23 protein-coding genes are annotated in these 26,873 nt (G+C 40.9%); 8 read left to right on the top strand and 15 right to left on the bottom strand.

The genetic code is table 11. From position 1 onward, the window contains the following. Window positions 1-25: 25 nt before the first annotated feature. Genes RGQ13_RS09565 through RGQ13_RS09545 form a run of 5 tightly spaced genes read left to right on the top strand, consistent with a single transcriptional unit; the run spans window position 26 to window position 6,147 of the window. A complete protein-coding gene (locus RGQ13_RS09565) occupies window positions 26-1,183 on the top strand; it encodes an acyl-CoA dehydrogenase family protein (RefSeq protein WP_348393326.1) in 1,158 nt (385 codons plus the stop codon). Then, entirely contained in the window at window positions 1,183-2,001 is an 819-nt protein-coding gene (locus RGQ13_RS09560; protein ID WP_348393325.1) for an enoyl-CoA hydratase/isomerase family protein, read from the top strand. Before RGQ13_RS09565 ends, RGQ13_RS09560 begins: the two co-directional genes overlap by 1 nt. A gap of 59 nt (window positions 2,002-2,060) precedes the next feature. Continuing rightward, complete coding sequence (locus tag RGQ13_RS09555) at window positions 2,061-4,052, top strand: acetyl/propionyl/methylcrotonyl-CoA carboxylase subunit alpha (RefSeq protein WP_348393324.1); 1,992 nt, start codon at window positions 2,061-2,063, stop codon at window positions 4,050-4,052. A gap of 39 nt (window positions 4,053-4,091) precedes the next feature. Further along, complete coding sequence (locus RGQ13_RS09550) at window positions 4,092-4,916, top strand: SDR family oxidoreductase (protein ID WP_348393323.1); 825 nt, start codon at window positions 4,092-4,094, stop codon at window positions 4,914-4,916. Window positions 4,917-4,974: 58 nt separating this feature from the next. Then, window positions 4,975-6,147 carry an acyl-CoA dehydrogenase family protein gene (locus RGQ13_RS09545; RefSeq protein WP_348393322.1) on the top strand — a complete coding sequence of 391 codons (1,173 nt, stop codon included), beginning with the start codon at window positions 4,975-4,977 and terminating at the stop codon, window positions 6,145-6,147. Between the two features lie 132 nt (window positions 6,148-6,279). On the opposite strand, the gene RGQ13_RS09540 is transcribed toward RGQ13_RS09545, so the two are convergent. From RGQ13_RS09540 to RGQ13_RS09495, 10 genes are all read right to left on the bottom strand, one after another. Continuing rightward, a complete protein-coding gene (locus tag RGQ13_RS09540; protein WP_348393321.1) occupies window positions 6,280-7,020 on the bottom strand; it encodes an enoyl-CoA hydratase/isomerase family protein in 741 nt (246 codons plus the stop codon). A gap of 14 nt (window positions 7,021-7,034) precedes the next feature. Next, entirely contained in the window at window positions 7,035-8,474 is a 1,440-nt protein-coding gene (locus RGQ13_RS09535) for an aldehyde dehydrogenase (RefSeq protein ID WP_348393320.1), read from the bottom strand. A gap of 66 nt (window positions 8,475-8,540) precedes the next feature. Then, window positions 8,541-9,026 (bottom strand): MaoC/PaaZ C-terminal domain-containing protein, encoded by a 486-nt coding sequence (locus tag RGQ13_RS09530; RefSeq protein ID WP_348393319.1) that lies wholly within the window; start codon window positions 9,024-9,026, stop codon window positions 8,541-8,543. A 5-nt stretch (window positions 9,027-9,031) separates the two neighbouring features. Continuing rightward, window positions 9,032-10,630 (bottom strand): GMC family oxidoreductase, encoded by a 1,599-nt coding sequence (locus RGQ13_RS09525; RefSeq protein ID WP_348393318.1) that lies wholly within the window; start codon window positions 10,628-10,630, stop codon window positions 9,032-9,034. 122 nt (window positions 10,631-10,752) lie between these two features. Further along, window positions 10,753-11,922, bottom strand: coding sequence for a lipid-transfer protein (locus tag RGQ13_RS09520; RefSeq protein ID WP_348393317.1), 1,170 nt, complete (start codon window positions 11,920-11,922; stop codon window positions 10,753-10,755). 188 nt (window positions 11,923-12,110) lie between these two features. Continuing rightward, window positions 12,111-14,492 carry a TonB-dependent receptor gene (locus RGQ13_RS09515; RefSeq protein WP_348393316.1) on the bottom strand — a complete coding sequence of 794 codons (2,382 nt, stop codon included), beginning with the start codon at window positions 14,490-14,492 and terminating at the stop codon, window positions 12,111-12,113. 119 nt (window positions 14,493-14,611) lie between these two features. Continuing rightward, the gene (locus RGQ13_RS09510; RefSeq protein ID WP_348393315.1) at window positions 14,612-15,772 is read right to left on the bottom strand and encodes an acyl-CoA dehydrogenase family protein; all 1,161 of its coding nucleotides are present in this window, start codon (window positions 15,770-15,772) and stop codon (window positions 14,612-14,614) included. Window positions 15,773-15,782: 10 nt separating this feature from the next. Continuing rightward, window positions 15,783-16,607, bottom strand: coding sequence for an SDR family NAD(P)-dependent oxidoreductase (locus RGQ13_RS09505; protein ID WP_348393314.1), 825 nt, complete (start codon window positions 16,605-16,607; stop codon window positions 15,783-15,785). A 47-nt stretch (window positions 16,608-16,654) separates the two neighbouring features. Further along, on the bottom strand, window positions 16,655-17,068 hold the full coding sequence (locus RGQ13_RS09500; protein ID WP_348393313.1) for a MaoC family dehydratase: 414 nt from the start codon (window positions 17,066-17,068) through the stop codon (window positions 16,655-16,657). Between the two features lie 26 nt (window positions 17,069-17,094). Further along, window positions 17,095-17,535, bottom strand: a complete 441-nt coding sequence (locus RGQ13_RS09495; protein WP_348393312.1) for a MaoC family dehydratase N-terminal domain-containing protein — start codon at window positions 17,533-17,535, stop codon at window positions 17,095-17,097. 185 nt (window positions 17,536-17,720) lie between these two features. On the opposite strand from RGQ13_RS09495, the gene RGQ13_RS09490 reads away from it, so the two are divergent. Next, window positions 17,721-18,761, top strand: a complete 1,041-nt coding sequence (locus RGQ13_RS09490; RefSeq protein WP_348393311.1) for an AraC family transcriptional regulator — start codon at window positions 17,721-17,723, stop codon at window positions 18,759-18,761. An 8-nt stretch (window positions 18,762-18,769) separates the two neighbouring features. On the opposite strand, the gene RGQ13_RS09485 is transcribed toward RGQ13_RS09490, so the two are convergent. Next, window positions 18,770-19,366, bottom strand: coding sequence for a TetR/AcrR family transcriptional regulator (locus RGQ13_RS09485; protein WP_348393310.1), 597 nt, complete (start codon window positions 19,364-19,366; stop codon window positions 18,770-18,772). A gap of 378 nt (window positions 19,367-19,744) precedes the next feature. Then, the gene (locus RGQ13_RS09480; RefSeq protein WP_348393309.1) at window positions 19,745-20,893 is read right to left on the bottom strand and encodes an acyl-CoA dehydrogenase family protein; all 1,149 of its coding nucleotides are present in this window, start codon (window positions 20,891-20,893) and stop codon (window positions 19,745-19,747) included. 150 nt (window positions 20,894-21,043) lie between these two features. Here RGQ13_RS09480 and RGQ13_RS09475 point away from each other — a divergent pair, with 150 nt between their 5' ends. Continuing rightward, window positions 21,044-22,060 carry a GlxA family transcriptional regulator gene (locus RGQ13_RS09475; RefSeq protein ID WP_348393308.1) on the top strand — a complete coding sequence of 339 codons (1,017 nt, stop codon included), beginning with the start codon at window positions 21,044-21,046 and terminating at the stop codon, window positions 22,058-22,060. Window positions 22,061-22,134: 74 nt separating this feature from the next. Here the strand turns inward: RGQ13_RS09475 and RGQ13_RS09470 are convergent, their stop codons facing one another. Next, window positions 22,135-22,908: a glucose 1-dehydrogenase gene (locus tag RGQ13_RS09470; RefSeq protein ID WP_348393307.1), complete on the bottom strand. Its 774-nt coding sequence runs from the start codon at window positions 22,906-22,908 to the stop codon at window positions 22,135-22,137. Between the two features lie 134 nt (window positions 22,909-23,042). Then, window positions 23,043-24,062, bottom strand: coding sequence for a helix-turn-helix domain-containing protein (locus RGQ13_RS09465; protein ID WP_348393306.1), 1,020 nt, complete (start codon window positions 24,060-24,062; stop codon window positions 23,043-23,045). A 202-nt stretch (window positions 24,063-24,264) separates the two neighbouring features. Here RGQ13_RS09465 and RGQ13_RS09460 point away from each other — a divergent pair, with 202 nt between their 5' ends. Continuing rightward, window positions 24,265-25,713 carry a DUF1254 domain-containing protein gene (locus RGQ13_RS09460; RefSeq protein ID WP_348393305.1) on the top strand — a complete coding sequence of 483 codons (1,449 nt, stop codon included), beginning with the start codon at window positions 24,265-24,267 and terminating at the stop codon, window positions 25,711-25,713. Window positions 25,714-25,786: 73 nt separating this feature from the next. Here the strand turns inward: RGQ13_RS09460 and RGQ13_RS09455 are convergent, their stop codons facing one another. Beyond that, window positions 25,787-26,785: an AraC family transcriptional regulator gene (locus RGQ13_RS09455; protein WP_348393304.1), complete on the bottom strand. Its 999-nt coding sequence runs from the start codon at window positions 26,783-26,785 to the stop codon at window positions 25,787-25,789. Window positions 26,786-26,873 lie beyond the last annotated feature (88 nt).

Here is a 26,873-nt window from a genome sequence, read left to right as displayed (position 1 = left end):
TAACCGATTTTTAAGGAGCCTGATAATGATATTTACCCAAGAACATGAAGAACTGAAAAGAACAACAAGAAGTTTTATCGAAAATGAAATCAACCCGTTTGCAGATGAATGGGAATTAGCCGGTCACTTTCCAGCCAAAGAAGTCTTTAAAAAGATGGGTGTTCTTGGTTTACTTGGCATTACCAAACCAGAAAAATTTGGCGGTATTGCACTCGATTACAGTTTTGAAGTGGCCTTTGCTGAAGAAATAGGCGGAGCGATATGCGGCGGTGTACCTTTATCTATCGGTGTTCAAACCAATATGGCAACCCCGGCACTGGCTCAGTTTGGCAGTGATCAGCTTCGGCATGAATTTTTAGCACCAGCGCTAACTGGCGAGATGATAGCAAGCATTGCAGTATCTGAGCCTGCGGCAGGTTCTGATGTTGCGTCAATTACCACGACAGCCGTTAAAAGCGGTGATGATTATATAATTAACGGCAGCAAAATGTGGATCACTAATGCCACTCAAGCCGACTTTTTCTGCTTGTTAGCCAATACCAGTGAAGGCAGTCGTCATAAAAACAAATCACTCATTATTGTGCCGGCGAATTTACCAGGGATTAGTATTGGTGAAAAACTGCATAAGTTGGGCATGCGCTCCTCTGATACTGCGCCGGTATTTTTTGATAATGTGCGGGTACCACAACGTTATTTAATTGGTGAAGAAGGCAAAGGTTTCACCTATCAAATGCTGCAGTTTCAAGAAGAAAGGTTATTTGGTGCCGCGATGAACCTTAAATACCTGGAACTATGTATCAACAGCACCATCGACTATACCCGAGAGCGCAAAGCTTTTGGCCAGTCGTTATTAGACAATCAGATGATCCACTTTCGTTTAGCTGAGATGCAAACTGAAATTGAGGCATTGCGTTCTATGCTTTATCGCGCCACAGAAAAACATATTGTCGGCGACGATATCAGTTTACTTGCCTCAATGACAAAGCTAAAAGCAGGAAAATTAACCAGAGAAATTCCTGATTCCTGTTTACAGTTTTGGGGAGGCATGGGTTATATCGAAGAAACCATTGTTAACCGTATTTACCGAGATTGTCGCTTAACGGCTATTGGTGGCGGCGCTGATGAAGTGATGATGGGCATTATCAGTAAGATGATGGGCACGCATCCGGGAAAGAAAAAATAATGAAAACTTTACCCGATTGCGAGCATTTATTACTTAACGAACAAAATGGTGTGCTTGCTATCACCCTGAACCGACCTGAAGTACGTAATGCAATGAATCTGGCGTTGGTAAACCAATTGATGACTGTTTTTACTGCCATCGAGCAAGTTCCGGCGATTAAAGTTGTGGTGCTACGCGGCGCAAACGGCAATTTTTGTGCCGGCGGTGACCTAAAAGATATGGCAAATGCCCGTAAAGCCGTGAACGCGGGCAAGGATGATGTCAAAGATCCTTTTTATCAATTAAACCGGGCATTTGGCCAGATGATCAGCCAAATTAATGCAGCCCCTCAGGTGGTGATCACGTTACTCGAAGGCATAGTATTAGGTGGAGGCTTCGGACTGGCTTGTATCAGCGACATTGCCATTGCCGACAGTCAAACTCAGTTTGGTTTGCCTGAAACCCGTTTAGGATTGCCGCCAGCTCAAATAGCCCCATTTGTGGTAGAAAGAATCGGCTTAACTCAGGCCAGACGAATCATGCTAACCGGCGCACGTTTTGATGGCGTTGAAGCGAAAAACTTTGGTGTTGTGCACTTCGTCAGTAACAGTAATGAAGAGATGTCACAACTATTGGCTCAGCAATTAGCGCAAATCCAATTATGTGCGCCCAATGCTAACCGAACCACAAAACGTATCATGCTAAGTGTCGGTAAAATTGCCAATAAAACATTGCTCGATAATGCCGCGCAAGACTTTTCAATGGCAATACAATCTGCAGAAGGTATTGAAGGAACGAACGCATTCATTGAAAAACGCCCGGCAAACTGGGTTAGGTAAATTGACAGCAACATCAACCATCAATGAATAAGTGGCCCGAAAACATAAAGAGTAAATATATGACAAATTTTTCCAAAATTTTAATCGCCAACCGTGGTGAGATTGCGGTTAGAGTGATATCAACCGCCAAAGCGATGGGCTATAGAACCGTTGCGGTTTATAGTGAAGCCGATGCAACCGCCTTACATGTTCAAATGGCAGATCAAGCAGTCTTGATAGGAGCTCCTGCGGTAAATGAATCTTATCTGGTTGCTGAAAAATTGATAGATGCGGCTGAACGCACCGGTGCCGATGCCATTCACCCCGGATATGGCTTTTTATCTGAAAATGCTAACTTTGCACAACTGTGCGCACAACACAATATCACTTTTATCGGTCCATCAGCTGAGGCAATTGAACTGATGGGTAGCAAACGATTATCAAAAATAGCCATGTTAGAAGCCGGTGTGCCATGTATACCCGGCTATCAGGGTGCTGAGCAAAGTGATCAATGTCTACTCCGAGAAGCCGATAAAATAGGCTTCCCTTTGATGATCAAGGCCTCAGCTGGTGGTGGCGGCCGTGGTATGCGACTGGTATTTGATCCAAACGAAGTAGCAGCGGCGCTTAAAAGTGCCCGCTCTGAAGCATTATCAGCATTTGCTAATGGTGAACTTATTTTGGAGCGCGCAGTAATGCAGCCCCGTCATATTGAAATCCAGATTTTCGCAGATAATGCCGGCAATACTGTTTACTTAGGTGAACGCGATTGCTCGATTCAAAGACGCCATCAAAAGGTAGTCGAAGAAGCCCCTTCCCCTTTCGTTGATGAAAATTTACGACAGAAAATGGGTACTGCTGCAGTTAATGCCGCCAAAGCTTGTAATTATGCCGGTGCCGGCACAGTTGAATTTTTAGTGGATAGCGATGGTCAGTTTTATTTTCTCGAAATGAACACCCGGTTGCAGGTAGAGCATCCGGTCACGGAACTTATCACTGGCTTAGACTTGGTCGCCTGGCAATTAAAAGTAGCGGCAGGAGAACAGCTACCGCTGACTCAGCAACAGGTGAAACTGAACGGTCATGCTATGGAAGTTCGACTTTATGCAGAAGATCCCAGCAATAATTTTATGCCTCAAACAGGCGAGGCACTGACCTGGCAATTACCTGAGCAGGATGGGGTTCGTATTGACCACGGTATTTGCCAGGGGCAAACCATCAGCCCCCATTATGATCCTATGCTAGCGAAAATAATTACCTTCGGCGAAAACCGGCAAGAGGCCAGACGGAAATTAATTTGTACCGTTGAAGACACTGTTTTATTAGGGGTCAATAACAACAAACGCTTTTTATCAAATATTTTAAAGCATGAGGTATTTGCTCAGGGTCAGGCCACAACCGCATTTATCGAGCAGCACTTTGCAGATGACTGCAGTTTACATGCCGGCCAAACTTCAATAAAAACGCAGGCAATTGCAGCAATATTAATGCACGAGCAGGCAAGCAAAAAAACTGCAGCGTCAGATGAACTGCTCAGTTTGCAAAATGGCATCGCAATTCCCTGGCATTACGTATTAACCAATGACAGTGAGGAATATGCACTGAAACTTGAAATTGATAACAGCACAGCGCCATCTTTTACCGTCAGTTCAGCAACGGAAAGCATCACCCTTGAAATTGTGGAAATAGGCAAAACCAGGCTTAAGTATCTCCACAATAATATCCTTGAAAGCATCCCGTTTGTATTCAATCAACAGGCATTATTCATTGATGCCGAATTTGGTAATAGCTGTTTCGAAAACATAACGCATGCCCCAGTTTCGGCAAAAGAAAAAACTGGCAGTGGTAAAATTCAAGCACCGATGGATGGTGCAATTGTTGAAGTAATGACCCGTACAGGACAACAGGTAAGCAAAGGCGAAAGCATTGTGGTTTTAGAAGCTATGAAAATGGAACACACAATCAAAGCAGACATAGATGGTGTTATAGAATCGATTCATACCAGTGCTGGTGAGCAAGTTAAAAATAAACAATTACTGGTAACGATTGCCAACAATAACAATGATCAATAAATTGACAAAAATTTACATAAATTACCAAAGAGAAACGCTATGAATAATTTGAAAGGTAAAACAATTTTTATCACCGGTGCCAGTCGCGGCATAGGTAGGGAAATAGCATTAAAGTGTGCAAAAGACGGGGCGAATATTGTTATTGCGGCAAAATCCACAGAGCCACACCCAAAGTTACCGGGCACCATACATACCGTTGCCCAGGAAGTCATCGCCGCTGGTGGACAGGCACTGGCAATCAAGCTTGATGTTCGTGATCAGCAAAACTTCGCTGACGCTTTAAAGCAGGCTGCCGATACCTTTGGCGGCATTGATGCTGTTATTAATAATGCCGGTGCCATTCGTTTGACCTGTGCAGAAGAGACAGAAATCAAACGTTTTGATTTAATTTATCAAATCAATACCAGAGCGGTATTACTTGGTTCACAGCTAGCTTTGCCTTACCTAAAAGATTCAAAAAATGCTCATATCATTAACTTATCACCCCCTTTAAACCTGGATCCTAAATGGTTGAAGCCTTATATCCCATATACCATCACTAAATATGGCATGTCGTTATTAACCTTAGGGTTGGCGGAAGAATTCCGTGAATATAATATTGCGGTAAATTCATTATGGCCGAAAACAACTATTGCCACGGCAGCCGTTGAGTTTGAAGTAGGCGAAGAAATTCTGGCAAACTCTCGCACACCTGCCATCATGGCTGATGCAGCTTATGAGATGTTAACAAGCAACAGCAGTGACTTTACCGGGCAATTACTACTCGACGAAACCATATTACGTGATAAAGGCGTCACCGACTTTACCGACTATCAGCATGATCCTCATTGTACAGAGCTTCATAAAGACCTTTACGTAGATTAATCACCTAAACAGGGCTCAACTAGGTTTAGCCAACTGAGCCCTTAAACTTGGAATAATTATGTCTTTAAATTTTGACGACACACGCCTTCCCTCCCCTTTTTTCAATAGCGACCATCATGCCTGGCGTGAACAAGTGCGCCGTTTTGTTGATAACGAAATTATGCCCAATATTAAGCAATGGGAAGAAGAGGGAATTTTACCTGATGAACTTTGGCAACAAGCCGCTGAAATTGGCTTATTGCAAATGGGCTACCCTGAAACATACGGTGGCATTAGTGAAGACATCGATATCTTCTTTAACATCGTTGCCTATGAAGAGTTAGCTCGTTGCGGTGCAGGCGGAGTAACGGCGACATTGATGGTACATTCGATTGGCTTACCCCCTGTAGTTAAATATGGTAGCCAGGCGATGAAGGACAAAGTTGTGCCACAGGTCCTTGCCGGTGAAAAGAAAATAGCCCTAGCGATCACCGAACCTTCTGGCGGTAGTGATGTTGCTAATTTACAAACCACTGCCCGCAGAGAAGGTGACTATTACATCGTTAATGGTGCTAAAACCTTTATTACCGCAGGTATGCGCGCCGATTATTTTACCACCGCAGTACGCACAGGGGATGATGGTGCGAGTGGTGTTTCATTATTGTTAATCCCAGGCGATTTAGCCGGTATTAGCCGCTCACAATTAAAAGAAAAACAAGGCTGGTGGTGTTCTGACACCGCGATTATTTATTTCGACAATGTCAAAGTGCCGGTCGAAAATATTATCGGTGCAGAAAATAAAGGGTTTGCTGCCATAGTCGGCAATTTTAACTCAGAACGCTTAACATTAGCAGCTGGGGCAATTGCGGCTGCACGGGTTTGTATTGAAGAAGCTTATTTGTGGGCAATCGAGCGAAAAACCTTTGGCAAACAGCTGAGTCAACATCAGGTTATCGGCCATAAATTTGCTGAAATGGTGAGAAAAGTCAATGCCTCTCAGGCTTATATGGACAACTGTGCCTGGCAAATACAAGCGGGCAATGCCCGGGCTGCGGATATCGCATTAATGAAAGTACAGGCAACCCAAACCATGGAGTTTTGTGCCAGAGAAGCGATGCAAATATTAGGTGGTATGAGCTTTATTCGAGAATGTCGCACTGAACGTATTTACCGGGAAGTACGGGTAATGGCTATCGGCGGGGGCTCTGAAGAAATTATGCGAGATTTAGCAAGCCGTCAAATGGGACTATAGCTTTATAGCAAGTTGATTAAATTGCTATTAGTATTGGCTCCCTAAAAAACAGCATGAGCAAAACGGCAAAAGAAAAGCGACATAAATAAAATTTATGTCGCTTTTTAATATCATTGTGTATAACTTCTGATATTAATTCAATAAGCTCGCCACGGCAGACTGACAATAATCCGTTTTAAGCAGTCTCATGACTTCATCACGTTCACTTTCAATCACTTGCTCAAGCACTTTATCTGTTGCACTGCGCAGTAGCTTTCGACTGGTTTGTACCGGATCGTCGGGCATTCTTGCAATTTTTTCGGCAACGTGTTTAGCGATTTCGAGTAGCATCTCTGGCTCACAAACCTGGTTTACTATGCCGTATTGATACGCCTGTTCAGCATCAAACGGGTTTCCTAAAACCCCAAGTTCAAAAGCACGGTTACTGCCCACTTTTAAAGGCAGCAGTAAACTAGCGCCGGCCTCCAGGCAAATCCCAACATGACTAAAAGGTAAGATAAATTTACTGTTAGAAGCAGCGATCACCATATCGCAATGTAACAACATGGTTGTGCCTATGCCCACTGCCGGCCCTGCAACTGCGGCAATCAAAGGTTTCTCAAATTGGCAAAGTGCCTGAATGAATTTAAATGCTGCAAGCTCTTCATTGTTATTTGCCGAGGCGATGAAATCAGCTAAGTCATTGCCAGAGCAGAAACATTTTTCATCGCCTTGGATCAGCAAACAGCGGATTTCATCGGTTTCATTTGCATAAGTAAACAACTGACAAAGCCGTTCATACATCTGAGTATCAAGGGCATTTTTTTTATCCGCTCGATTAAGAGTGATAGTTAAAACGCCCTTCTGTTGTTCGCTATGAATAAATTGACTCATAAGGTTTCCTGTAATTATCGGATAAGCTTTTTCAGTAAGTTAACTTTGGTTCCATAAGGTGCATAACGTAGTGGAATGTCTAGCCATGTTGCTGATTTAAGTACACATTTTTTATGGCTAAATAATTCAAATGAATATTTGCCATGATAAGCGCCCATGCCACTTTGGCCCACACCGCCAAAAGGCAAGTGTGGATTAACAGCATGCATTAAAGTACTGTTGACATTTACCCCGCCACAACGCACTTTGCTGATCAGTGTTTGTTCGAATACCTTATTTTGGGTGAAAATATACATCGCCAATGGGTGTTGCGGTAATTTTTCAATTTGCTGACAGACATCTTTTAAATCAGAAAATTCGAGTACCGGTAAAACAGGGCCAAAAATTTCTTCCTGCATAATCTCGTCTGCAACAGTAATGTCTTGCAATATCGTCGGTGCGATAAAATTCTGCTTGGCATTTAATTGCCCGCCAACGATCACTTTATCTTTTGGGATCAAGCTACTGATCCGCTGAAAATGACGGGTATTAATGATACGGCCATAATCGCTACTTGCTATAGGATCTTCACCGTACCACTGCAACACAATTTCTTTCGCTTTTGCCAAAAACGCCTGTTTGATATCTTGATGTACATAGACATGATCTGGTGCAATACAGGTTTGCCCCGCATTTAAAAATTTACCGGATAATATGCGTTTAACGGCCTGTTCAAGGTTACAATCTTTATTCACTATGGTCGGCGATTTTCCGCCCAATTCTAACGTTACAGGCGTTAAATGTTTTGCTGCTGCCGCCATAATAATTTTCCCTACAGCAGCGCTACCGGTGAAAAATATATGATCAAATTTATGCTCTAGTAATTCAGTAGTAGCCTCTATACCTCCTTCGATACTCTTTACAAAATCTGCATCAAACGTTGTTTTGAGCAGCTCACTGATAATTGCCGAGCAGGCTGGCGTATGCTCTGATGGTTTGATAATGACGGTATTTCCGGCAGCAATTGCGCCTATCAGAGGTTGAAATGCTAAAGCAACAGGATAATTATAAGGCACTAAAATCAACACGTTGCCCAATGGAGCATGCTCAATTCTGCTACGGCCCGGTTGTGCCATTAATCCGGTGGTAACTTTTGTCGGTTTCATCCATTTTTTTAGATTGGAAATCGCATCTTTAACATCATCATATAAAACGGTCAATTCAAAATAGGCTTCAAATTCTGGCCTTCCCAGATCCTGATGTAACGCTTCTGCAAATTGTTCAGTTCTTTGTGCAATAGCTTGTTTCAGTTTTTTTAACTGCGCCAGTCTGAATTCATAACTGACTGTTGCATCAGTTTTAAAATATTCTCTTTGAATATTAACCGCATAATTAATTTCAAGTGTATTTGTATTTTCACATTTAACCGCTTCTGATCGGGTATTAACTTTACCGTCAATATCAATAGCTTCCATAATTATCTCTTTATTTTAAATTTTTAACCGTAACCAATGCTGTTTTCACAGGTTGATTTATTAGGGTTAGGTGGGTTTCTTTAATAAAACAACTTCGCCCTCAACCTTAAGCACCACTTGCTGTTTGTGGTTTTTGACCTGAACTTTTATCACGACTATGCCCTGATGTGGTTGACTTGAGTCATCTAATTCTAAAATGGTCATAGTTGCACTAATAATGTCATTGACAAGCACAGGCCTGATAAATTGACACTGGCGTAGGGATTTACCTGCGACTATATGCCAATATTTAAATACATTATCAAAAGACAAGCGCTGCTTAATCGCCAGTGTATGTACACCACTGGCACATAAAACACCTAAAGGTGATGCTTTCGCTTTTCCAGGGTCGGTATGAAATTCCATCGGGTCATAATTTTTTGCAAACGCTATTATTTCCTGTTCCGACACCTGATATTCGCCATAGGCATACTGTTGACCCGGTATTAAGTCGTTCCAATATTTTTTATCTGTATCGGTATAGGTAAACGACTCTGCTTTAATCATTGTCATAAGCATTAAACACCTTTTGCAGCTGATAAAATCATATCTGCGGCTTTCTCTGCAATCATGATCGTCGGAGCATTGGTGTTAGCGGATACAAGCGTTGGCATAATAGAAGCATCAACGATGCGTAAAGACTCTAAGCCATGCACTCTTAATTGTTCATCCACTACGGCCATTGAGTCTTGCCCCATTTTACAAGTTCCTACTGGATGATAAACGTGAGAGACATTTTGTCTGATCCCGTGCATGATTTCTTCATCATTCTGGCGATGCTTGCCGGGAAAAACTTCTTCGCCACGATGACTATCCAACGCTGACATGCCTATGATGGTACGCATTTTTTTTACCGCTTTAAGCAAAACATCCATATCGTCAGGATGCGAAAGCAAGTTTAGTTGGATCAACGGATCGGCCATTGGGTCATTATTACGTAACTGAACAAAACCTCGGCTTTTTGGACGTGCAACATTCACATGTGCGGAAAAACCATGATCTATCAGGTATTCAATATTTCGACCATGATCAGCAAACATTAACGGTAAAAAATGAATCTGCACATCGGCAACGGCGACATCATCGCTGGATTTATAATAGCCACCTACTGCGGTAATTGAATTTTGAATGGGTCCATTTTTACCCAAAAGGTATTGTAAACCTTCCTTTACTCTGGGAAAAATCGATGACAACGAGTAACCATCTTTACGTAAGCTCTTATAAACCAAGGGTACTTCAGGATGGTCTTGTAAATTTTTACCCACCCCTTGCAGATGATGGTGAGTCTCAATACCCATTTGCGACAAATGTTCCGTATCGCCAACACCGGATAACATTAATAGCTGAGGTGAATTTAATGCGCCGCCACTAAGGATCACTTCTTTAGCGGCGTAAACCTGTTTAGTTTCGCCTGACTGATGATATGCTACACCAACGGCTTTTTTTCCTTCAAACAATAATTTACTTGCTCTCGCTTCGCTGATGATGGTTAAATTGCTACGCTGCATCGCCGGTCTGATGAAACAACTGCCAACTCCTGAACGTTTACCATTTCGAATGGTGAACTGATAATTACCAACGCCATCAAGTTGGTCATTATTAAAATCATCATTTAGCGGCAGCCCGGCTTGTTGCGCGGCTTCCATAAACACATTTTCTAGCGGATAATAGTTTTTCGGGATATCTGAAACAGTTAATAAACCATCCTTGCCATGATATTCACTTTTCCCTCGAGAATTATCTTCAGATTTTATAAAATAAGGTAAAACATCGTCAAAACCCCAACCAGTATTGCCGAGGTTTTCCCAGGCATCATAATCACTACTATGGCCCCGGGTATATACCATGCCATTGATCATGCTACTGCCGCCCAAACCTTTACCTCTAGGGCAAAAATGACTCCGTTGATCGGCACTATTATCTGGCTGACTGGTAAAACCCCAGTTAAATTTACGCCAGAACATATGTACACCAAATGCACCCGGTGTATCGACTATCAGTGAATTATCACCACTGCCGGCTTCGATTAAACAGACCTGGTTTTTTGGGTCTTTACTTAAACGATTTGCCAGTACACCACCAGCACTGCCAGCACCGATTATAATATAATCAAACATTTATTTTCCCCACGTCAGCATTAATCGCTTTTTATTTATTATTTTAAGGAAGTGTGATGTTCAAACACTGTTAATAATATTTAGCGTTTAACATCACAAATATTTAGCATTAATACCTATTATTATTTACCGTATAAGGTAACCACAACCGCACCACCTAAGCCGACATTATGCTGCAAGGCAATGCGTGCATCTGCAACTTGCCGGTCACCGGCTTGACCACGTAAGTGCCAGGTTAATTCGGTACATTGTGCCAGTCCGGTAGCTCCGATAGGATGACCTTTCGACATTAAGCCTCCTGACGGACCGATAACAAACTTACCGCCATAGGTATTATCACCGTTAGCGATAAATTCTGCGGCACCACCCTCAGCACAAAGACCTAACCCCTCATAAGTGATCACTTCGTTTGTGGTAAAACAATCATGTAATTCAATCACATCAATATCCGATGGGCATATTCCAGCCTGATTATATACCTGCGACGCTGCCATTTCTGTCATGCCTTTACCTGCGGCATAAATAGGGTCTTGCCAGGATTTTTCAGTATCTGTTGCCATCGACTGCGCTAAGATTTTGACACCATTTTTGATGCCATGTTTTGCCGCAAATGCTTCACTGCAAAGGATGGTTGCTGCCGCACCACATGTTGGTGGGCAAGCCATGGTTCGGGTCATATATCCATCATAAATAACTCTATCTTGCAACACATCTTCAAACGTCATGGTTTTGCTAAACATTGAATATGGGTTGTGCACCGCATGACTGCGGGATTTAGCCGAGACTTTGGCAAAAATATCTGAACCCACATTATATTTATCCATATAATGACGACCGGCAGCACCAAAAGCACGCAAAGCTAAGGGCCCATCAGGGGCATCAAATCGTTCTAAAACAGGTTCAGCGCGTTGAAATGGGCTTTCTCTGTCATCCCAATGCGACCCTAATGCTCCCGGTTGCATTTCTTCAAAACCAAACGCTAACGCACATTCCACCTGCCCAGACAAAATAGCCTGTCGCGCCAGATAAAGGGCGGTAGAGCCACTAGAGCAATTATTATTGACATTAAACACCGGAATACCACTTTGGATCACATCATAAAACGCATGTTGAGCACAGGTGCTGTCTCCATAAATGTAAGCGCCATAGGCTTGCTCTATCTTCGATGCGTTAATGCTTGCATCTTTTAGCGCGTCATTGATAGCCTGAGCTGCCATTACTCGATAAGGTTGTTGTTGACCTGGTTTGCAAAATTTGGTCATGCCGACACCGGCAACTATGGTATAACTCATTATATTCCTCTAACTATTATTTCCGAAAACATCGACAGCTTTAAGCTGTTGCATATATATTTTACTGAATGAAATTTTTCGGTTTAAAACATGGTAGTGCTCACTTAAGGCACTACTTTTGAACTTAAAAACCGGCTGATTTTTTGCCGGTTAAACAGGGAATACCGAGTATTCCCTGTTGCTAAACCTTACTCGAATAAGTAACTAAACTGCACGGTTACTGTGCTTGGCGCACCGATATTTGCAAAATGTGAGCCCGAAAATAACGGCACATCAGACGCATAATAATAATATTCTTCATCGGTGACATTTTTCAAGATCAAGTCTGCCTTCCAGTTACCATCAAGTGGTGCCAGGCTGGTCGAAAAGTTAACCAGGGTAAACGCATCCTGTTTTGTCATCGGGTCAAGATCGGCAGTCGCATAGTATTCATCGGTGTAATTTAGATCAAGACGGCTCATGACTTCGAAATCACCAAAAGTGAACTCATGTTGCAGACTTGCAGACATCGTCAGTTCAGGGGCATCTTGCGTTGTTCTACCAGAAAGGTCGTTGCCTCCGGCTGCCGCACATGCTGCTCCACTTAATCCTGATTCTCTTAACTGCAGAGCGGTACAGCCAGCATTGGTATATTCATCAAATTCAAAATCGATATAACCTAAGTTAAAATCTAACAGAAAATTATCATTTATCACCCATCTCATTTCGGCTTCTAGCCCGGTTGAGGTAGCTTTCGCCGCATTATCAACAACAAACGTGGTACCCCCGGTAAATAAGGTGGTTTGCATATCGTCATAATCTACAGTGAACAACGCGGTATTTAGCATTAATGCACCATCAAAAAACTCAAATTTACCGCCAATTTCTGCAGAAATGGCTTCTTCGTTTTCATATTCTATTTCGTCATGATTGGGGGTCATCGCTATGGCGTTAAAACCACCGCCTTTAAAGCCTTTTGAAACAGAAGCATAATAATTTGCCGTGTCAGATTGTTGCCAAGAAAGACTAATTGATGGAGAAAACAAGTCTTCTTCGCGTTTTAAATCTTCGTCATGCGGGGTAGCATCTAACAATGCCTGGCTCCAGATAAAAAGTTCAACCGGATTGGTTAGCGGTAAACCAGATTTCGCGCCATCGCCTGCGCCGCCATACATTTCAACAAACTGGCGAGCTGTTTTTTCTTCTTGAGAATAGCGACCTGCCAACTCAAGTTTGAAATCTTCATAAAAACCGAATGATACTTGAGCAAAAACCGCTAACGTTTCGGTTTCTTGATCTAAACCATTTCTACGCGTAGTGACCGCATGTTCAAGCGGTATTGGCAGCAGCGATGCAACCGGGGTACCTGGTGCTGTGGCTACGTCGGTGACACCATCAGTCAACAGTTCACTATTTTGCCAGTACGCACCAAATACATATTCAAAATCATCATTATCTTTTGAAACAAACCTGATCTCGGCACTGTCTTGTGAATAATCTTCAGTTTCGGTAAATTGCATTAATGGCAAGGGTCCAAGATCTGCATCTGTGGTACGAACGAAATCATATTTTGACTGAGCAATGACTGCTGAAATCGTACCTTGAGCAATTTTATAATCCGCCTTAACCGCTGTTTCATTGTAATCAGCTTTCATAAAGTAGGCTGAATCTTCACCGTTTCGACCTAAACCTGGATAATTACCATTAGAAATCACATTCTTGCCATCAATCTCATCTTCAGAGCCCAATGATCTTGCTATCGCCGTCATTGGAAATGCATCATCTAAAAATACATTTTCATAGGAAGCGCCATTATTTTCAAACTCACCTTGCTCAGTTCTGATGTTAATTTTAAATTGCTCGTTTACTTGCCAGTTTAAAACACCGCGAACCGCATCATCTTCTTTAATGGGCATAGTTTTTGATGTAGCAATATTTTCGACCCAACCCTCTTTGCTCTCAGAGGTTTGAAATGCCAGGCGCCCGGTCAGGGAGGCACTTTCATTTAACGCCCCGGAGAGATAACCCGAGTAATCAGTTTGCTCATATTCAAATTCATAGGCTGCTGTGAGTTTTGCTTCAAAATTTTCTGTTGGTTGCGACGGCAAAATACTGAGTACACCACCGATGGTATTTTTTCCGAATAAGCTACCTTGCGGGCCACGTAATACCTCAATGGCGTCAACATCCATAAATGAAAATCGTGATTGCACCCCGCGACCATGGTAAACACCGTCAACAAATATACCGACAGATTGTTCACCACCGGCTTGTAAGTCTGAATTAACACCACGGATTGAAATGGTATCTTGCAGTGCGTTTTCAGAAATGCTGACATTTGGCAATGATTGCGAAATATCACCAAGTTTGTTTATTTTCATCTGCTTTAAGGAATCACCCGAGATCACCGATACCGAAGCAGGCACTTCTCTAAGCGTTTTTACCCGTTGTCCGCCTCTAACTTCAATCACTTCTATTGCTTTGGCATTTGCATCAAGCTGATTTATTTCTTCTGCATATGACTGGTTAATCAACAGCGCGCTCGCTACAGATACAGCTAAAACAGTTTTTGTTATGTTATTATTTTTCATACTATCCCCATTTTTATTTTTTATATTTTTCTATTTTTCTATTTTTCTATTACTTTTCGATTACTGCTGCGTACTACACAACAACAGGCAGTTGCTAAAAACCTACCTGTTGTTTTTTATCAATCTTTGATCAGCTCTTTGCCAATGATCTCCTTCATTATTTCTGAGGTACCGCCATAGATACGCTGTACCCGGGCATCGACAAATTCCCGGCCAATTCGGTATTCGGTCATATAACCGTAACCACCAAAAAACTGCAGACATTCATCAGCGACTTTTCCTTGCAATTCAGTGGTATGTAACTTAGCCATTGCAGCAGTAACCGCATCAAGCTGGTTATCAGCGAGTAAACTGACACATTGATCGACAAAGGCTTTTTGAATACGTACTGCAGTGGCAAGTTCCGCGAGTTTAAAACGGGTATTTTGAAAGTCAGCGACTCTTTTGCCAAAGGCATTGCGCTGCTTTACGTAATCAAGGGTAATATCTAGCATGCCCTCACAGGCGGCTTGTGCACTTATCGCAAGGATCAGGCGCTCTCGGGGCAACTCTTTCATCATCGAGATAAACCCACTATTTAGCGTACCTAATACCGCATCATCTGGAACAAACATGTCATTAAAAAACAGTTCAGAGGTATCTTGTAAATGTATACCTAACTTGCTGAGTTTTTTGCCTTTTACAAAGCCAGCAGTGTTTGTTTCTACAATAAATAGTGAAACCCCTTTGGCACCGGCTTTCGGGTCGGTTTTACAAGCGAGTACGACAATATCGCAATGCTGACCGTTTGAAATAAAGGTTTTACTGCCATTTATCAGATAACCACCCGCCACTTTTGTTGCGGTGGTTTTAATTTCTTTTAAATCACTACCCGCACCAGGCTCTGTCATACCGATGGCACCAACATATTCACCGCTGACCATTTTCGGTAAGTAGGTTTGTTTTTGTGTTTCAGTCCCCATATTTAAAATATAATGGGCAACGATGCCGGCATGAACGCCGATGCCGCCACCGGCAATGGCCCCAAAACCTCGACGGTAAAAAATATCATTGATAATTGCAGAAAATTTGAAATCCGCACCAAATCCGCCATATTGTTCCGGAATATCAACGCACAAGAGCCCGGCATTGCCTAACTTATTCCAGACTTCTCTGGGCAACCATTTATCGTGCTCCCAGCGTTCATAGTTTGGGCCGATTTCCTGATCAATAAATTTATTGATTGAATCAGAAAACATACGTAAATCTTCATTTAGCCAGCTACAATTAAAAGCTATCACAATCAATCTCCTACATTCTTAAGCCGCCACCAACAATGACGGTTTGGCCACTGATGTAATTTGATTCTGGAGTACAAAAGAGATAAATACCGTCGGCAGCTTCAGCGGCGCTGCCACTCCGCCCTAAAGGCACCATGCTTGATAACCCGGCACTGATTTTTTCTGGAATACCAATACCGACTTCATTACCGTCAACCACGATGGTTTTCTTCTCATCCGTTGCCTGAGTCAAACGAGTTTCGATAACGCCAAAAGCAACACAGTTTACGTTAATTTTGTGACGACCTAATTCTTTCGATAAAGTTTTGGTCATGCCGCCGAGTGCTGATTTCATTGATGAATAATTAACCTGACCAACGTTTCCATATTCACCGGCAACCGAAGATATATTGATGATTTTTCGAAACACTTCTTTGCCATTCTCTGCTTCTAATTTTGCCGCAGGAACAACTGCCTGGGTGAATGCACGATTTAATTGAAATGGCGCCTTGACATGAATATCGTACATCGCATCAAATTGTTTATCGGTTGCCTTATGGATCATTGAGTCCCAGGTATAGCCGGCGTTATTCACCAAAATGTCGGGTGTACCAAATGATTTCTTGGCAACACCTATGAACTCCTCGGCAAACCCGGCTTCTATTACACTGCCAACGAAGGCAACCGCCTGACCACCTGCGGCAACAATTTCTGCCACAGTTTCTGCTGCCGGGCCATCATCTAAATCATTAATGACAACTTTTGCACCTTCACCGGCAAGTTTTAACGCCAGTGCTTTACCAATACCACGGCCAGAGCCGGTGATTAATGCCACTTTATTCTGTAATTTTTTCATAATTGCACTCTCTTTTTTACTAGCCATATATTTAAATCCGCTCAACGTTAATCGATTTGTATTTCAGCAATGCCTGAAACTTTAACTTCGTTATGCTCATCTTTCGCTTCAACCAGTATTTGAATGATTTGTTTGCCATCGCGTATTAATTTTTCTTTGACAATGCCACTACAGGTTATTTTTGCAAAAACCTGTGTAATTGCGGTAAAACGAACTTCAATCCCCTTGATGGCATTTTGTGGTACCCAGCCCGTTAATAAACGTCCCAAATAAGCCATAGATAGCATGCCATGGGCAATCACATCATTGAGCCCTGCACGTTTGGCAAAATCTAAATCTATATGTATCGGGTTATGATCGCCTGATGCGCCAGCAAACAATGCCAAAGTAGTACGAGAAATGGGGTTGGTGGTTAATATAGGTAGTTGGTCACCTACGTTAACTTCATTGAACTTAATCATTACTGTAATCCTCTCATCGCAATTATTTAATTACGCACAACAAGTGTTGTTGTTAAATCAGCAACATGATCGCCATGCTGGTTTGATACTTTAGTTTTTTCTACTAAGAACTCGAGTAATCCATTTCTTTTATCGTATATATCAGTAACTTCAGAGTCGAACCTCAAAGTATCTCCGGCAATAACGTCCTGATGATATGCAAATGCCTGATTCGCATGTAATACCTTAGATAACGAAACGCCAATGCTTTCATAATTGCCAAACGGCTCAGGCACATCCATTTTTAAACTAAATAAAAAAGTGGGAGCAAGAGGAAGAGATGGATAACCAGCCGATTTCGCAGCCAATTCACAGGTGTAAATAGGGTTAGCCTCACCGATAGCTTTAGCGAAAAATCGTAACCGACCTTTTTCAACCTCTGCAATAACCGGAGGAAATGATTTGCCTATAGCGGCTTTATTTAACATACTAGCCTCATTAAAAAATCCAAAAGCCAACAATTACTTTTAGAGTATTTGTTAACAATAAGTTGTTGATTAATAAAACTTACAAGTTTCAAACTTGCTTTTATATGACAACAAATGCCATTTCCAATCTTTGTTGGCGCATAAAAACAAAAGCCAAACAGATGTAAGTTAAGGAAACTACAGTTGTGTTGAGAGAACCTTTAAAGACAAGTAAAAAATCACATAACAATGATCAGTTATTTATTACCAATAAGTTTGTTCGTGACTTTAGTTTTATCGGCGAATCTATTGGTTTAGAAAGAGTAGAGTTTGCAAAAATAATAGGGCTATCTTTAGCCGACATTGATGAACCGCAAGGCATCGTCCCTAAGAATTACCTGATTAATAGTTACAATACCTTACTTGAGTTTTCAGATGATGAGTTTTTAGGTGCCGGTATGTCAAAATTGCCTCGGGGCACGGTCGCTCTAATGGTAAAATCGGCATGTCTGGATGTAAACCTGGAGCAAGCATTAGAATCCGTTGCACAAGTATTGAAGGTATCACAGTCTACCGTAGGCTTACATACGATTGTTGATGATTCATTAGTACGTATTCAATTTTTACCCGACGTTAAAGATCCCCGTTTTTATGATTTAATTTGTAGTTTGTTTATTTATGTTTGTTCTGACGTATTATCTGTTTTAATTAAAAAAGAGATCCCTTTGGCGTATGCATATTTTTCCTGCAGTGATGCGATTAATGTCAGTGACTATCAATATATGTTTGATTGTCCGATTGCATTTAATAAGCCACAGTGTGAAATAGCGTTTGATAAAAGCATACTAAAACAACCAATTCGCTGTAATTATCAAAAAGTAAAACAATACCTGGAAGTGCCGCTGTCTCTGGCTAAATATAAACACGAAACCCTGGATTTTATTCGTCAAATAAAAGATTTTCTTGCAAACTCCCCCAATGCGCAGTTTCCAAGTCAGCAACAGCTTGCCCAAAATTTAGGTATGTCAGTTAGAACATTGCAGCGAAAATTAGCAGATGAAAATAACAGCTATATGGAAATAAAAGATACCGTTCGCCAACGTAAAGCCACGTTTTATCTTGAGCATACTGAAAAAAATATAAATGAAGTTGCAGAAAAATGTGGTTTCAGCGAAATGGCTTCCTTTACCCGAGCATTCACCCGCTGGACAGGAACTACGCCTTCGAGATACAACAAGCTCATTTAAGCTTTATTTCACTGATCAATATTATTTTTTAATGCCAGGATCAAGACACGATCAGTTAAGCCATCGATAGACAATTCACCACCGGCTTGATACCAATGAGAAGTCCAGGTGAGAGCACCATGTAGAAAGTGACGAAGATATTCAGGCTCAACTTCGATTAGTCCCTCAGATTTAGCCTGAATTAATACTTCATCCCACAATTGAAAATAGTCTGCCCGGGAAGATAAGATTTGCTGCTGTTTTTCCGGGATTAATGCTCGCCACTCATGTAATAAAACGGCGGTAGCATTTGAGGTTTTACCATGAATAAACTGCAATTCGATATAAATTAAAACGCGAATTTTATCTAGAGTCGTATGTGCTTTTTTAATTTCTGATTTAAGTGCTTCATCCATGGCGATCACAACTTCGTTCATCACTGCAAACAGGATCTCGTCTTTATTTTTAAAGTGATGAAATATACTGCCTGAAAGTATGCTCACTTCTGCGGCTAAATCTCGTACAGTTGTTTTACTGTAACCTTTCTTTTTAAATAACTTTGCGGCAGACGCAAGCAATTTGCCACGGGGGCTGCTCGGATCTGTAATGCGATTTTGAGATATCAATTGTCTTAAAAGTACACCTACTTTCAACCTAAACGTCCTATCTTTAATGTAAAAGTTAGAAGTATTGTATATTACAGACAATGCTTTTAAAACTAGTTTATAGTGGCGTTTTGATAATTAGTAATTAAATAATCTACTACTAAACAACAGTTTATAAACCTAAATTAATAACGATAGGCATTACCCAAAGTTGAGTAGTTTTTATAATTCAATAAAGAGATTGTCTAGTTTAAAGGCGACTCTTATCAAGTGCCTCTTAAAAAGACACAATTGCCTACACAATTACCTGGCAGTCATAACAAAACTTGTAGCTTTTGCTCTGAATGTTATGAGCATACTGGCCAGTATGCTCAATGGTAATAATAGTCAAAGCATGATTTATCGACTAAAGATCTCACGAGAAATTATCTCTTTCATGATCTCATTAGAGCCTGCATAGATACGCTGCGCACGCGAATCTGCCCAGGCCCGGGTAACTGGGTATTCCCACATATATCCGTAGCCACCATGTAGCTGTACACACTCATCCAGCACTTTACATTGCAAGTCGGTTATATGTAACTTAAGTTTGGCCGCTTCAGTACCACAGAGTTGCTTTTGTAAGTGTAACTCTATACATCTATCCAAATAGACACGGGCTACCGAAAGTTCAGTGTCCATTTCGGCAATTTTAAAACGGGTATTTTGAAAACTGGCAACTTCTTTGCCAAATGCTTTACGCTCTTGCACATATTCAATGGTCTGCTCAAGAATAGACTCGGCAACAGCCTGACCACTAACGGCAACGGCCAAACGTTCTTGCGCCAAATCATTCATCAAATAATAAAAACCTTTGCCTTCTTCTCCTAACAAGTTCTCTTTCGGTACTTTTACATCCTGGAAAAACAGCTCTGCGGTATCACAAGCATGCGAGCCGGCTTTGTTCAGCTTCTGGCCTTTTTCAAAACCGGCCATACCAGCTTCGACAATGATCAGACTAACACCACGTTTACCTTCTGTAGGATCTGTTTTCACGGCAACAACGATGATATCTGAGCAATAACCATTAGTGATGAAGGTTTTTGAACCATTAACTAAGTAATGATCACCTTGATCAACCGCCGTAGTTTTTATTGATTTTACATCTGAGCCAGCACCCGGTTCACTCATGGCAAGCGCACCTATGGCCTCACCACTGACCATTTGTGGCAGATATTTTTGTTTTTGCTGCTCATTACCGTAATGAAGAATATATTCGCAGACAATATTTGAATGCATCAAAAAACCGGTTAAACCGCTTAAACCGGCACGGCCAATCTCTTCATCAACAATGCAGTTATAACGAAAATCAACGCCAAAGCCACCGTATTGTTCAGGTAATTGTGGACATAACATACCCTGCTCTCCAGCTTGCAGCCAAAAGTCTCTATCGACAAACTTTTGCGCTTCCCAGCTTTCGTGCCGCGGGGTAGCTTCGTTGCTCAGGAATTTACGAACGGTATCGCGAAACAGTTCCATATCAGAGTCAAATAAGGTTCTTGGGATCATAGGGTACTCTCACTTTAATAATTATTGTTATGCCAGACAACTCTGGATTAATGACTCTATCATTCATGAAAACCTCACCATTGTCAGTGACAAAAGCGCCAACTAACATGGTATAATTGCCATGCAATTGATAAAAAATAAGGTTTAGTAGTGAAACAAGATTTATCAGGCGTCTGTATTGTGGCGACGGATGGTGTATTTGGCCTGGGTATTATGCAAGCGAAAGAAATGTTCTACAGTGCAAGCTTGCGCCTTGCATTGATGCAACAAAAATCAGCCGCCAAAGCTGAAGTATCTCCTCTGATTGAAGCATTTCCTGTGGTCATTGCCAGCCCTGAAGGGGAAGCAATAAAAACCTATAGTGGTACGGCGATACAATGTGATGTGGCCTTAGTTGAAAATGCTCAATGGGATTTTATTGTGCTCAGCCACTTTTGGGGAGACGCTGAAGAACAACTTGAAAAGAATTCAAAATTAATTACTTGGTTACAAGCACAAAATCGTCATAAAACCCCAATCATGGCCTTTGGCAGTGGCGTATTTTGGCTGGCGCAAGCAGGTTTACTTGATGGTCGAGAGGCAACCACCTATTGGCATTATTTAGATGACTTCAAACAACGATTTCCATTGGTTAACTGGCAAGCGAAGGCATCAATCACTCAAAGTGATAATCTTTGTTGTGTTGCTGGTGTTTCTTCGTCTGCAGATATGCTGTTGCATAACATTGCCAAGTTATGTGGCGTTAAAGTCGCCCAGGGGATCAGCCGAGATATGTTATATGATACTCGTCGAACTTACGATGTACCGCCGTTAGGATTAGAGTCACAACGTCAACATAGTGACCAACAGATATTACAAATTCAAAATTGGCTGGATTTGAACTACAGCGAAGAATTTGATTTTGCTCAGTTAGTGCAACAGTTTGGGATGAGTAAGCGCAATTTTGCCCGCCGTTTTCAAAAAGCGACTGGCAATAACCCTCTGCAATATTTACAAGAACTGCGGCTGACAATGGCTAAAGAGATGCTGATTTACAGTGATAATAGTATTAAACATATTGCTTTGGATGTGGGTTATCAAGACAGTAGTTATTTTAGCGCTATTTTCAAACGCCAAATGAATATGTCTCCGCTTATTTTTCGTCAACAGTATAGAAATAAGATTTGATTTTAGCCTCTACAGAGTTATGTTCTGAAGAGACTAAGTGCTGCTAACCTTTAGAGGTCAAATTTTATTATTTTTTAGGCAGCAGTAAAGCCACCATCAATAACAATTTCTGCACCAGTGACATATTTTGCTTCATCCGAGGCAAGATAAACACAGCCATGAGCAATATCATCAGGCTCGCCCATGCCCCCCATAGGCACTCTTGATACTTTTTGTTCGATATATTCATCACGCCAAGCAGGATCTGCTTCAAGCATTTTGTCTTGCACTAATGGCGTAAGGATATATCCCGGATGAACCGAGTTTACTCGAATTGAGTGCTGCCTTTTCGCACAATGTAATGCTGCCGATTTTGTCATTAATCGTACCGAACCTTTTGAAGCATTATAGGCAATTGCCATGGCATCCCCGACTAGGCCATCAATTGAAGAGATATTAACAATACTACCGCCACCGTTATCTTTCATCACATCAATAGTTTTCTGCATGCCTAAAAACACACCGTGAACATTAACTTTTTCGGTAAGCTTCCACTCATCCATAGTTTGATCTTCAATATTACCCGGTATGCCAATGCCAGCATTATTCACCAATACATCAAGTTTACCTTGCTGTTCAACAATTTGTGCAATTGTGGCATTCCAACTTTCTTCACAAGTCACATCCAATGCAAACGCCATTGCCTGACCGCCATTTTCTCTTATTGCCAATGCCACTTTTTCAGCACTTTGTTGATTTACATCAGATACTGCAACAACAGCACCATTGTTAGCAAACTGCATGCATACGGCTTCGCCAATACCTGAGCCACCACCGGTTACCAAAGTTATTTTGTTTTCTAATCTCATTATCGACCTCTTGTTGTTTAATTCTGTATTTATTATTGTTTTATTTATTTCAGAATTATCCTAAGCCGAAAAATCATCGCTTACCCCCTACTAAAGTTAGGGATTAGGCGAATGTTAAGTATTGATAAAAGTAACTAATTGTTGGCTTTGCTTTGTTTACGCCATTTTAATGGAGAACAGCCCATCCAACTGACAAACGCTCGGCTGAATATACCAATACTGCTATACCCCAAGGCGTAAGCAATATCATCAATTGTTAAATTTGTTTCTGTTAATAACTTTTTCGCCTGAGTTTGTCTGGTTTGGGTTAATAATGATTTAAAGCTTAAGCCTCGTTCTTGCAAACAATTTTGTAATACCCGCGCATGGACACCCAAAGATTTAGCTACCTCAGCTTTATTAGCTTTGCCTGCAGGCATTAAATATTCAATATATTTGATTACCAGACCATCAATGTCGTCAAATTCATGCAAGATGGCAGCAATTTCCATTTTCAACTTACGATCACTGGTAAATGTTACTAAGCTCGAATCTTGGTAGATGAGATTTGGTGAAAAGACTAAAGCATCCATGTCTTGGCCGAGTAAAATAGGACAATTAAAATATTGCTGCAAACGGCTGATATCAATAACTTTAGGATTACGGATCAGTACTTTTTGTAATTGCCAACTCTCCCCCAATAATTGACGAAAAGCATTATGATATCCGGCTAAAGTCAATAGCGCGATTTGATCACAATCCACTACATCGTCAATTAAGAAATCCATATAATGATAAGCATGGGAAGTGGTTACTTTCAACTTGTGTTTAGCGCCACGATTTTGGGCATTAAAAATATAATTGATGATCGGGTAGATATTAAACAACATACTTTGTTTAGAAATTAACACGCCGGCTAGTCCGCAATTTGATAAATCAAACTCCTTGCCCATCAAAAAACCAACTAGGTCATCTCCTGAAAGACGAGCTGTTTCATTTAATACATTAGCAAAGTTATAATGGTTAATTTCCATATCATCTTGCTGTAATGCATTAGCAGGAATATGGTATTTTGCCAGTAATCGTGCTGGATCGATTAGATTATCAAGCAATATTTTTCTTATTGGCTTTAAAAATACACTAGTAACCGTATACTTTGGCGGTATTTCAGACATAACTTTTCCTATATAAAACGGTAGGTTACTTCGACAATACATTTTAGTATACACTCAAATTTAGCATTTCGAGAATCGAACGTTCAAATTTACATTTCAAATTCTCGAAATGCTAAATTCATTTGATTTTACCCCGTAAACTTATTCCCAACAACTGACATATCTGTCAATATTTTAAAGTTTATAATTGTTGGAGTTTATAATGAAACTAATACAGAATTTGATCGGCCTCGCTATTGCAACCTTGATTGCCTCATCACCGGTTATTGCCGAAGAAACACATAAGACTCGTATTGGCGATTTAAGCTTTACCAATACATTTGAAACTGGCTACCCAACAGATAAAACCGTTGAAACACTTTTTAATGAAATGGATTTCCAACGTGCAACCCAAGCGTATATTTGGTCTATTCCTTATGTTTCTTTTGCTCAATGGCAACATACATTTACTAATGATTTAGGTGCTAAGAATGGTCAAATAGTCCTGCACGAAACCTACCGTGATAAATTAGGCGGATTGACCTACAACACTACAACGCCTTATGTTTTAGCATTTGTTCATATGGAACAAGACCCATGGATTGTTGAAATTCCTGAAGGTGATGTACGTGGCCAAATGAGTAATATGTGGCAACTAGGCCTAGCTGTAATAACCAAACCGGGTAAATATTTGATGGTAGGTCCTGAATCTAAAATGCCTGAAAATACCGAAGGCTATGAAGTTGTTAATTTTGATACCAATACCGGTTTTGTTGGCTTGCGTTTAATGTCTACAAATGCGAACACTCGCAAGACGGTTCTTGAAAATATCAAAATATATCCATACTCAGAACTTGAAAACCCGCAACCACGTGGTTATGTTGAAACCGCAGAGCGTAAATATATGGCGGCACACCCTCGCGGTATTGAATATTTTAAGCGCTTATCTGATGCAATCAATGTTAATGGTCCAATTCATGAACGTGACCGTTTAATGATGGCTATGTTAAAGCCACTTGGTATTGAAAAAGGTAAAGCATTTAATCCAACGCCACAACAAGCCAAAATATTGACTGAAGCAGCATTCGTTGGTGAATCTATGGTAAAAGCAATAGATTTTGCAGGTACAGATCGTCTGCCATTAGGTCATTATGCAGATGACTCTCAATGGGAAGTTGCAACAACTTCACCTTCAGACCAGCGTTTTGAAAATTATGATGCCCTCGATGGACGTGCTGCCTGGTTTTATGAAGCGGTAGGTAATGATGTTTCAATGCAAGGCATGACCAATGGCGGTTGGGGTCAGGTATATTTAACTACTTACAAAGACACAGATGGTGATTGGATTGATGGCGCCGAAAACTACAAGTTACATTTACCATCAAAGCCACCAGCAAAAACATTCTGGTCAATCACGGTTTATGAAACCAATACTCGAACAATCATCCAAAATAGCACTGAAAAAGCCGACCTATCATCGCGCCATGATCTGAAAGTAAACAAAGATGGTTCTATTGATTTATATTTTGGTCCTAAAGCACCAAAAGGTATGGAAAGTAACTGGATACAAACTGAAGCTGGTCGTTCGTGGTTCCCGTATTTTCGTTTCTATTCTCCTGAACAATCAGTGGTTAAGGGTGAGTGGATATTGCCAGATATCGAAAAGAACTAATCTAAATATGAGCTGATAACATCAACCGCGTTCTTTTTTGGTTCGCGGTTTTTTTTGTTATATGTAACACTCATTAATTCAATAGGTTAGCATGTCGCCAACGGTCGGGAGTAATGCCTTGCTGCTGCTTAAAAGCCCTAATAAATGGTGATGCAGTATTATAACCAAGCTGTAAGGCAATGGCCGTGATCGGTAAATTAGTTTTAGCTAACAACTCAAATGCTAGTTTCTGCCTCACTCTATTAACCAGACCTCTATAGGTTACCCCCCGTTCATGTAAACAACTTTGTAATACTCGCGGGTGTACACCCAGTGATTTCGCCACATTGATTCTATCTTGATAACCTTGAGCTAAAAAAGATTCAATAAATGTACTGACTAACCCCGCTACATCTTCAAATTCATGCAATAATTTGGCAAATTTCAGTTTCGAACTTTTGTTGATTGGTAATGATGGTTCAAGTTTTTGATGTAAGATTTGGGCGGGAAATTCAATAGCATCGTACTTTTGATTAAACAGTACTGGACAATTAAAATAATTTTGCATTTGCGCAACATCAATTCTCTTACTTGAGGTAAACGTGACTCTAGTAGGCTGCCATTGTTCGCCTACTATACGCTTAAAAATATTATGCTGCCCGGCAAGGGCTAGTTGTGCAAGTTGATGACAGTCGACCTTATCCTCAATCAGAAATTCAATATAATGACTGGCAATCTTCCCTGAAATATTTAATTTATGCCGCGTTCCTCGCTCTTGTGCATTAAATAAATAATTAAGCAACGGGTACACATTCATTAACATAGTTTGATGGGTCATCAGTGTTCCAATAAATCCAACACCAGCTATTTGTATTTGTTTTCCCACATAAAAGCCTAATAAAGGTTCATTCATCACGTTAGCAGCCGTGTTTAAAGTCGCGCTAAACGCATAGTGATCGATTAACATTTCAGTATCGTGCAAAGCAGACAAAGGTAAATTACATTGCGCTAAAATCCTGCTCGGGTCGACATAGCGTTCAATGCATAAAGATTTTAGCGGATGTAAAAAAATACTAGGTAATACATATTTCATCGTTTGCCTTCTATCTTATTTAAAACAGGGTGTTAATGGTTTTATTGCTTGTTTTGTGATGTACATTTAAAGAGTTTAGGCATTAAAA

Origin of the sequence: Thalassotalea psychrophila (assembly GCF_031583595.1) — a bacterium.
Classification (GTDB): domain Bacteria; phylum Pseudomonadota; class Gammaproteobacteria; order Enterobacterales; family Alteromonadaceae; genus Thalassotalea_A; species Thalassotalea_A psychrophila.
The sequence above is the reverse complement of the archived record's forward strand: the minus strand, read 5'-3'. Positions and strand labels throughout refer to the sequence as shown.